The following is a 7758-nucleotide window of genomic DNA, read 5'->3' on the forward strand; positions in this document are numbered from 1 at the left end:
ACCCCAAAAAAAAACCCCCCCCCCCCCAACCCCGCCGCCAAAACCCGCCCGGGGGGGCGGCCCCCCCGGGGGTGGGGGGCGCCCTCCGCCGTTCGCACACCTGGCGGTCTACGGCTCGAACTTGTACCCCAGGCCCCGCACCGTCACCAGGAACCGCGGAGCGCCCGGGTCGGGCTCGATCTTGGCGCGCAGCCGCTTGACGTGGACGTCGAGGGTCTTGGTGTCACCCACGTAGTCCGCGCCCCACACCCGGTCGATCAGCTGCATGCGGGTCAGCACCCGGCCCGCGTTGCGCAGCAGCATCTCCAGCAGGTCGAACTCCTTGAGCGGGAGGTCGACCTTGCCACCGGCGACGGTGACGACGTGGCGGTCCACGTCCATCCGCACCGGGCCCGCCTCCAGGGCGGCCGGGGTGATCTCCTCCGGCTCGCCGCGGCGGCGCAGCACCGCGCGGATGCGGGCGACCAGCTCCCGCGAGGAGAACGGCTTGGTCACGTAGTCGTCGGCTCCTATTTCCAGGCCGACCACCTTGTCGATCTCGCTGTCCTTCGCCGTGACCATGATCACGGGGACATTGGACCTGCTGCGCAGCTGACGGCAGACCTCGGTGCCGGGCAGGCCCGGCAGCATCAGGTCGAGCAGCACGAGGTCGGCGCCGTTGCGCTCGAACTCGTCAAGCCCGTCCGGGCCCGTGGCCGCGATGGCGACCTCGAAGCCCTCCTTGCGGAGCATGTAGGACAGGGCGTCGCTGAAGGATTCCTCATCCTCGACGACGAGCACTCGGGTCACGGAAGGACCTCCGGGGCAGGGAATGGTTCAAGGGTGTCGGGGTGAGCGGGTCCATGGGGGCCCTCGTCGCCGTTGACGACGGGCGGTCCCGAGCTGCGGTCCCGTTCCCGTACGGAGCCCGCTTCGGGCAGCCGCAGGGTGAAGGTGGAGCCCTGTCCCTCCGAGCTCCAGACCGTGACCTCCCCGCCGTGCGAGGCGGCCACGTGCTTCACGATGGCGAGGCCGAGGCCGGTGCCACCGGTGGCCCGTGAGCGGGCCGGGTCGACGCGGTAGAAGCGTTCGAAGACCCGCTCGCGGTCCTTCTCCGAGATGCCGATGCCCTGGTCGGTCACGGCTATCTCGATCTGGTCCCCGCCGGGCACGGACAGTCGCCTGGCGGCGATGCCCACTCGGGTGCGGGCGGGGCTGTAGTTGACGGCGTTCTCGACGAGATTGCCGAGCGCCGCGGCGAGCTGGCCGCGGTTGCCCCAGATACGGAGCTCCGCGGTGCCGCCCGCCGCCATGGTGATCTGCTTCGAGCCGGCCTGCTGGCGGCAGCGGTCGATGGCCTCGGCCACCAGCTCGTCCACCCGGACCGGCTCGGCGTCCTCCAGCGGGTCGTCGTTCTGCACCCGCGAGAGGTCGATGATCTCCTGTACGAGGTTGGTCAGCCGGGTCGCCTCGATCTGCATCCGGCCCGCGAAGCGTTCCACCGCCTCCGGGTCGTCGGAGGCGTCCATCACGGCCTCGGAGAGCAGCGAGAGCGCGCCGACCGGGGTCTTGAGCTCATGGCTGACATTGGCGACGAAGTCGCGCCGTACCGCTTCTATCCGGCGGGCCTCGGTGAGGTCCTCGACCAGCAGGAGCACCAGCCGGGAGCCGAGCGGGGCGACCCGGGCGGAGACCGCGAGGGCCTCGCCGCGGCCCGTGCCGCGCCGCGGAAGGTCCAGTTCGACCTGGCGTATCTCACCGTCGCGGCGGGTGTCCCTGGCCATGTTCAGCATCGCGTCGACGGCGAGCCGCCCGCCCCTGACCAGTCCCAGCGCATAGGCGGCGGAGCTGGCCTTGACCACGCTGTCGCTCTCGTCGAGCACGACCGCCGAGGAGCTGAGCACGGACAGGACCGTGTCCACCCCGGGCGGCAGGGGTGCGTTGCTGTCGGGCCGCATGGAGGTCCGCGTCGGCTTCTTCTGGTCGCGCTCGCTCCAGCGGAACGCGAGCATGGCGATCACGCCGGTACACGCACCGCCGATCGCCGCAGCTGCGGCGACTGCCGCGTTCACGTCCATACGTCAAGGTTATGCGGGTCCCGGAGGACTCTCCCAGCCATCCGAGTGCGTATCCGAACACTCGTCGCCCAGAGTTCACCGAGGAGCAAGGGTTGGTTCACTTGGGCGGCCGGAAGCCGACGCGTACGCCGCTCAGGGTGGCAGCGTGGGGTTCGAACCTGGCCCCGGCCTTACACAGAGGACTGGAGAGGGACTTCCATGCGTGACGCGTACCACGAGGAACTCGACTCGATCGGAGAAGGGCTGGTCGAGATGGCCCGCCTCGTCGGGTCGGCGATCGGCCGGGCGACGACGTCCATGCTCGATGCCGATCTCAAGCTCGCGGAGAGCGTGATCGCCGCGGACCAGAAGGTCGACGACCTTCAGCACGACCTGGAGGCGCGGGCCATCGCCCTGCTCGCCCGTCAGCAGCCCGTGGCGACGGATCTGCGCATCGTGGTCACCTCCCTGCGGATGAGCGCCGACCTGGAGCGCTCGGGCGACCTCGCCCAGCACGTCGCCAAGCTGGCCCGGCTGCGGTTCCCGCAGTCGGCGGTGCCGCACGACCTGCACGCCACCATTCTGGAGATGGGGCAGCTGGCGCAGCGCCTGATGGCCAAGGCCGCGGAGGTGATCATCACCAAGGACGTCGACCTGGCGCTCCAGCTGGAGCAGGACGACGACGAGATGGACCTGCTGCACCGCACGCTGTTCCAGCACCTGATGGACGACCGCTGGAAGCACGGCATCGAGACCGCCGTCGACGTGACCCTGCTCGGCCGCTACTACGAGCGCTTCGCGGACCACGCGGTGTCGGTCGCCAAGCGGGTCGTCTACCTGGTGACGGGCGAGCACGCCGACGAGATCCAGCAGCAGACGTCGGTGGAGGGCGCGTAAGCGCGGCGCGTGCGGGCGCGCGTGGGCACATCGGGTCGCACAAGTGTCTCTGCGCATGTGCGCCGTTGATGCGCCCGCCGGGGTGGGCATGAAATGGGGTGGGGCGGCACGCCTTGTCCGTACGCCCCGGTCGTACGCGCGTCGTTGTGGCGTACGGCCCTGTTGTACGCCTTGAGGAGGAACCATGGCCGATTCCCCCACGACCGACCCTCAGCAGGAGGCGCCCGCCGAGGTGGTGCACCTGACCCTGCTCGGCGCCTGCGGCTGCGGCTCGGGCTGCGGCTGCGGCTGCCAGTCCGGGGCCCCGTGCCAGTGCGGTGGCTGCTGCGGCTGACCGGCCGCCGCGGAATGCCGGACAGGCCCGGGGGCGCCCCGCGCGGAGACAGGTCTCCTTCGCGCGGGGCGCCGCCGTGTGCGGGGCGGAGGGGCTCTCAGCCCGCCCGCTCGACGGCGGTGCCGGAGGCGGCCTCGGCCCCGGAAGCGGGCTCTCCCCCGCCGCTCTCCGCGACCCGGCTTCCCTCTGCCGCCGCCGTTCCGTCCTCCCCCGGAAGGTTCCGCATCAGCAGCCAGTACCCCAGCGCGGCCCCGGTCCCCAGCACGGCGCACGCGCCCCACAGCCACGGTGCCCCGAACCGGTCGATCACCAGGCCCGACATCAGCGGCGCGATCAGCGCGGCCGCGGACCACGACATCGTGTACATGCCCTGGTAGCGGCCCCGGCCCCGGGCGGGCGACAGCCGGACGACCAGGCTGCTCTGGATGGGCGCGTTGACGATCTCGGCGACCGTCCAGACGCAGATGGTCAGCGCGTACACGGCGACCGACCCGGCGAACGCGGTCAGCCCGAATCCGTATCCCGCCAGCAGCGACGACACGATGAGCAGCCGGCGCGGGTCGCGGTGCTGGATGAAGCGGGTGACGGGGATCTGGAGCACCACGATCAGCACCCCGTTGACGGCGACCGCGGTACCGAAGTCGGAGCTGGAGAACCCGTCCGCCCCCATGGCCACCGGCAGCCCCACGTACCCCTGCTGGAAGATCAGGGCGATGACGAAGGACAGCCCGACGACGCTCATGAACCGGCCGTCGCGCAGCACAGTGGAGAGCCGGACCTCGTCCGCACCGTCGTCGACCGCACGTCCGGACACCACCGACTTCTCCGGCTTCTCCGGCCGCGACTCGGGCACCTTCATGAAGACCACGACGGCGCAGACCAGCGTCATCGCGGCCTCGCCGAGGAACCCGGCGAGATAGCTGTACTCGGCGACGAACCCGGCGCCGGCCGACGAGACGGCGAAGCCGAGGTTGATGGCCCAGTAGTTGAGCGAGAAGGCCCGCACCCGGTCCTCGGGCCGGACGATGTCGGCCATCATGGCCTGCACGGCGGGCCGCGACGCGTTGCTGGCCATGCCGACGACGAAGGCGACCGCCGCGATCGCCACCGGGTGGACCATGAACCCGAGGACGGCCACGGACACGGCCGTCGACGTCTGCGCGATGAGCATGGTGGGCCGGCGGCCGAGCCGATCGGTCATCACCCCCGCCCCGAGCGAGGAGACGACCCCGCCGAGCCCGTGCAGCGCGGCGACCAGACCGGCGTACGAGGCCGAGTAGCCCCGGTCCAGGGTCAGGTACAGCGCCATGAACGTGGCGACGAACGCTCCGAGACGGTTGACCAGCGTGCTGGTCCACAGCCACCAGAACTGCCTGGGGAGACCGGACACGGATTCGCGTGCGGCCCGTCTGAGACCGGTGACAGACATACGGAATCCCCCCGGGGACAATGCGGAACGGACACTGCCGGTAAGAGGCCCGGCAGCTGTCCGACATTACGAATCCCGGATTCCGCTCCGCCAGTCAATTGACGCCTGCCGTCAATTGTCCCCGCCCCTGGCCGTCCGCCCCGCCCCTCCTGTCCGCCCTGTGACCGGCCGCACGGAGCCCACAGCGGTTCGATTACGCTCGGGCCCATGGCCGACGCACCGTACAAGCTGATCCTCCTCCGCCACGGCGAGAGCGAATGGAACGCGAAGAACCTGTTCACCGGCTGGGTGGACGTCAACCTCACGGAGAAGGGCGAGAAGGAGGCAGTCCGCGGCGGTGAGCTGCTCAAGGACGCCGGTCTGCTCCCCGATGTCCTGCACACCTCCCTCCAGAAGCGCGCCATCCGCACCGCGCAGCTCGCGCTGGAGTCCGCGGACCGCCACTGGATCCCGGTCCACCGCACCTGGCGGCTGAATGAGCGCCACTACGGCGCCCTGCAGGGCAAGGACAAGGCGCAGACGCTCGCCGAATTCGGCGAGGAGCAGTTCATGCTCTGGCGCCGCTCCTACGACACCCCGCCGCCCGCCCTGGAGGACGGCACCGAGTTCTCGCAGAGCGACGACCCGCGCTACGCGACGATCCCGCCGGAGCTGCGCCCGCGCACCGAGTGCCTCAAGGACGTCGTCGTCCGCATGCTGCCGTACTGGTACGACGGCATCGTCCCGGACCTCCTCGGCGGCAAGACGGTCCTGGTCGCCGCCCACGGCAACAGCCTCCGGGCCCTGGTCAAGCACCTCGACGGCATCTCCGACGCCGACATCGCGGGCCTGAACATCCCGACCGGCATCCCGCTCGTCTACGAGCTGGACGCCGACTTCCGCCCGCTGAAGCCGGGCGGCACGTACCTCGACCCGGACGCGGCGAAGGCCGCCATCGAGGCCGTGAAGAACCAGGGCAAGAAGAAGTAGCCGGCACCGGACGAGCCCCTTGCATGCGGTTGCCCCGCGTGCAAGGGGCTCCCGGCTTCTTCCCTTCCCCTCACCCGCCCTGTTCGTCCGGGTTGTCGCAGAGGCCGCCGAGTTCGGCGATCAGTGCGGCGTCCCGCATGCCCGGCAGGGCGTACCCCTCCTTCTCGTCCCACGGGACGTCGACGTCGTCCATGTGGACGTGCCACTCGGCTCCCCCGACGGCGCGGCGCAGCTCGGTGACGGAGTCGAGCACATGGGCTGTCACCGGCAGCCACCGGCCGGGATCACTCGGCAGCTTCGTGGAGCCGGCGAGGATCTCGCCGTCGTCACCGCCGTCCTCGCCGTCGTCACCGCCGTACAGATACAGGCTCTCCTCGTCGTCGTACGGGAACGACTGAGCGCGCGCGGCGACCACGCGCTCGACGGTGGCCGACTCGGCCCCGGTCAGCGGCTGTGCCCGGCGGGCGCTGTAGTAGATGGAAACGCTCATGGTCCGAGCGTATGGCGGGGGTATGACAACGCCCGCCTCGATCCGCCGGGCAGGCCCTACCCCAACGCCCGTTCCACGCGCCCCGCGAGGCCGTCCCAGGGGCGGCATTCGACCACCGGCAGTCCGTGCCGGGCCGCCTGGTCGGCGAGCCAGTGCGAGTACGCGGCGCTGACCTGCGCCCGGTGCCGCTGTTCGCCGCTGTCGGGCTCCCGGGAGGCGTAGTTGGCGGTGATCCGGTCCGGGTCGCCCTCGTGCAGGAACACCGCCCGCACCCGGCGGCCGGCCGCCCGTCCCTCGCGGATCGCTTCCGCCGCGGCGGCCGGGGTGAGGTAGTCGCCCTCGATCACGGCGGGTACGTCGACGGTCAGACGGTTGCGGACCACGCCCAGCACCGCGGGCTCAAGGGCCCTGGCGGTGGCGATCTGGAGATCCAGCACCTGATCGACTGTCAGCTGTGCCGTGTCGGGGATGCCGTCGAAGTGATGGAGTGCGGGGTGGTGTTCGGCCGTCGTCATGGCCTCGACGGCGCTGACTACGTCGTCGAACTCGACCACGAACCCCTTTGGCCCGTCCGATTCACCGGATTCATCGGCCAGTTGGGCCGCTGCCCGGCTCTTGCCGACACCTGAAGCCCCACCGATCAACAATATGTCCCATGATGTCGCTGTCACGGGGCGAACGTATCGCGTGGGCTTCCGTGTTCGTCGTCGGCCCTGGCGCTACCGTGGCCCGAGCACCGGCCCGCGCACCGGCGGAGCCGACCGGACGGGCCGTGCGGCGAGAGCAAGGAGAACGGGGAGAGCAATCATGGGCGAAACCCTGAAGACCTTTGTCGGCGGCGCCGAAGTCGACGTGCCCAACAGCATTCCGGCCATCCGTGCCGCGTTGCCCGAGGAGAGACGCGAGGAGTTCGACCGCGCCATCAACGACGCCGGTGTGGGCGAGATCCAGGCGGTCATGCGGCACTGGATGCTGGAGGCCGTACCCGATCCGGAGGCCGAGAAGATCCTGGACCGGCTGGCGCAGGACGAGGCCGAGAGGCGGAGCGTCGCTTGAGCTTCCGCATCTCCTACGCACCGCCCGCCGACGACTCCCTGGCCAAGATGCGCGACGGCGAGACCTTCCGCGCCGAGATGGCCCGCACCCTGGGCCTCGACCCGTACGGACACGGCTCGTCGGCCGTCAAGAGCGAGCGCGACCGCCGCGAGGCGACGGTCGCCGGGGCGATCGTGCTCTATTACGTCTCCGGGACCGTCCTGATCGTCACCGTGGTGAGGCTCGTCCCGCTGCCCTGAACCGGTGCCGGCCCGACTCCTAGGAACCGGCGGGGACTTCGATGATCCTGCCGTCCTTGTCCACGCTGTGGGTCCGCCAGTACTTGTCCCACTTGTCGTCCACATGCTCGGGGACCTTGCCCTCCGGGTACCGGACGTACCCCTTCGGCGGGTCCTCGTCGTCGGGCACACAGGCCGATCCGGTGGCCCCGATCGTCATGACGGGGTACTCGCCTAGGAACCGGCGGGGACTTCGATGATCCTGCCGTCCTTGTCCACGCTGTGGGTCCGCCAGTACTTGTCCCACTTGTCGTCCACATGCTCGGGGA

General features: G+C 70.5%; 10 protein-coding genes and 1 pseudogene. 5 read left to right on the top strand and 6 right to left on the bottom strand.

Annotation, left to right across the window (positions count from 1 at the left end; translation table 11 throughout):
• Window positions 1-108: 108 nt before the first annotated feature.
• Entirely contained in the window at window positions 109-789 is a 681-nt protein-coding gene (locus ABZY11_RS26235; RefSeq protein WP_356481487.1) for a response regulator transcription factor, read from the bottom strand.
• Window positions 786-2057 carry an ATP-binding protein gene (locus ABZY11_RS26240; protein ID WP_356481488.1) on the bottom strand — a complete coding sequence of 424 codons (1272 nt, stop codon included), beginning with the start codon at window positions 2055-2057 and terminating at the stop codon, window positions 786-788. Before ABZY11_RS26240 ends, ABZY11_RS26235 begins: the two co-directional genes overlap by 4 nt.
• 198 nt (window positions 2058-2255) lie before the next feature.
• On the opposite strand from ABZY11_RS26240, the gene phoU reads away from it, so the two are divergent.
• Together phoU and ABZY11_RS26250 are read left to right on the top strand one after the other, a co-directional pair.
• On the top strand, window positions 2256-2933 hold the full coding sequence (gene phoU / locus ABZY11_RS26245) for a phosphate signaling complex protein PhoU (RefSeq protein ID WP_266359288.1): 678 nt from the start codon (window positions 2256-2258) through the stop codon (window positions 2931-2933).
• Between the two features lie 184 nt (window positions 2934-3117).
• Entirely contained in the window at window positions 3118-3267 is a 150-nt protein-coding gene (locus tag ABZY11_RS26250) for a hypothetical protein (RefSeq protein WP_177328251.1), read from the top strand.
• 97 nt (window positions 3268-3364) lie between these two features.
• On the opposite strand, the gene ABZY11_RS26255 is transcribed toward ABZY11_RS26250, so the two are convergent.
• Window positions 3365-4696, bottom strand: a complete 1332-nt coding sequence (locus ABZY11_RS26255) for an MFS transporter (protein ID WP_356481489.1) — start codon at window positions 4694-4696, stop codon at window positions 3365-3367.
• 207 nt (window positions 4697-4903) lie between these two features.
• Here ABZY11_RS26255 and ABZY11_RS26260 point away from each other — a divergent pair, with 207 nt between their 5' ends.
• Entirely contained in the window at window positions 4904-5665 is a 762-nt protein-coding gene (locus tag ABZY11_RS26260; protein WP_356481490.1) for a phosphoglyceromutase, read from the top strand.
• A 70-nt stretch (window positions 5666-5735) separates the two neighbouring features.
• Here the strand turns inward: ABZY11_RS26260 and ABZY11_RS26265 are convergent, their stop codons facing one another.
• Together ABZY11_RS26265 and ABZY11_RS26270 are read right to left on the bottom strand one after the other, a co-directional pair.
• The gene (locus ABZY11_RS26265) at window positions 5736-6155 is read right to left on the bottom strand and encodes a hypothetical protein (protein WP_356481491.1); all 420 of its coding nucleotides are present in this window, start codon (window positions 6153-6155) and stop codon (window positions 5736-5738) included.
• 56 nt (window positions 6156-6211) lie between these two features.
• Entirely contained in the window at window positions 6212-6709 is a 498-nt protein-coding gene (locus ABZY11_RS26270) for a hypothetical protein (protein WP_356481492.1), read from the bottom strand.
• A gap of 253 nt (window positions 6710-6962) precedes the next feature.
• On the opposite strand from ABZY11_RS26270, the gene ABZY11_RS26275 reads away from it, so the two are divergent.
• Together ABZY11_RS26275 and ABZY11_RS26280 are read left to right on the top strand one after the other, a co-directional pair.
• Window positions 6963-7211, top strand: coding sequence for a hypothetical protein (locus ABZY11_RS26275; protein WP_148837165.1), 249 nt, complete (start codon window positions 6963-6965; stop codon window positions 7209-7211).
• Entirely contained in the window at window positions 7208-7450 is a 243-nt protein-coding gene (locus tag ABZY11_RS26280; RefSeq protein WP_356481493.1) for a hypothetical protein, read from the top strand. Before ABZY11_RS26275 ends, ABZY11_RS26280 begins: the two co-directional genes overlap by 4 nt.
• A gap of 19 nt (window positions 7451-7469) precedes the next feature.
• Here ABZY11_RS26280 and ABZY11_RS26285 read toward each other — a convergent pair.
• Window positions 7470-7664: pseudogene (locus ABZY11_RS26285) on the bottom strand (hypothetical protein); the annotation flags it as partial.
• Between the last annotated feature and the right edge of the window lie 94 nt (window positions 7665-7758).

The sequence above is a fragment of the Streptomyces sp. NPDC006510 genome (genome assembly GCF_040611955.1).
Lineage (GTDB): Bacteria > Actinomycetota > Actinomycetes > Streptomycetales > Streptomycetaceae > Streptomyces.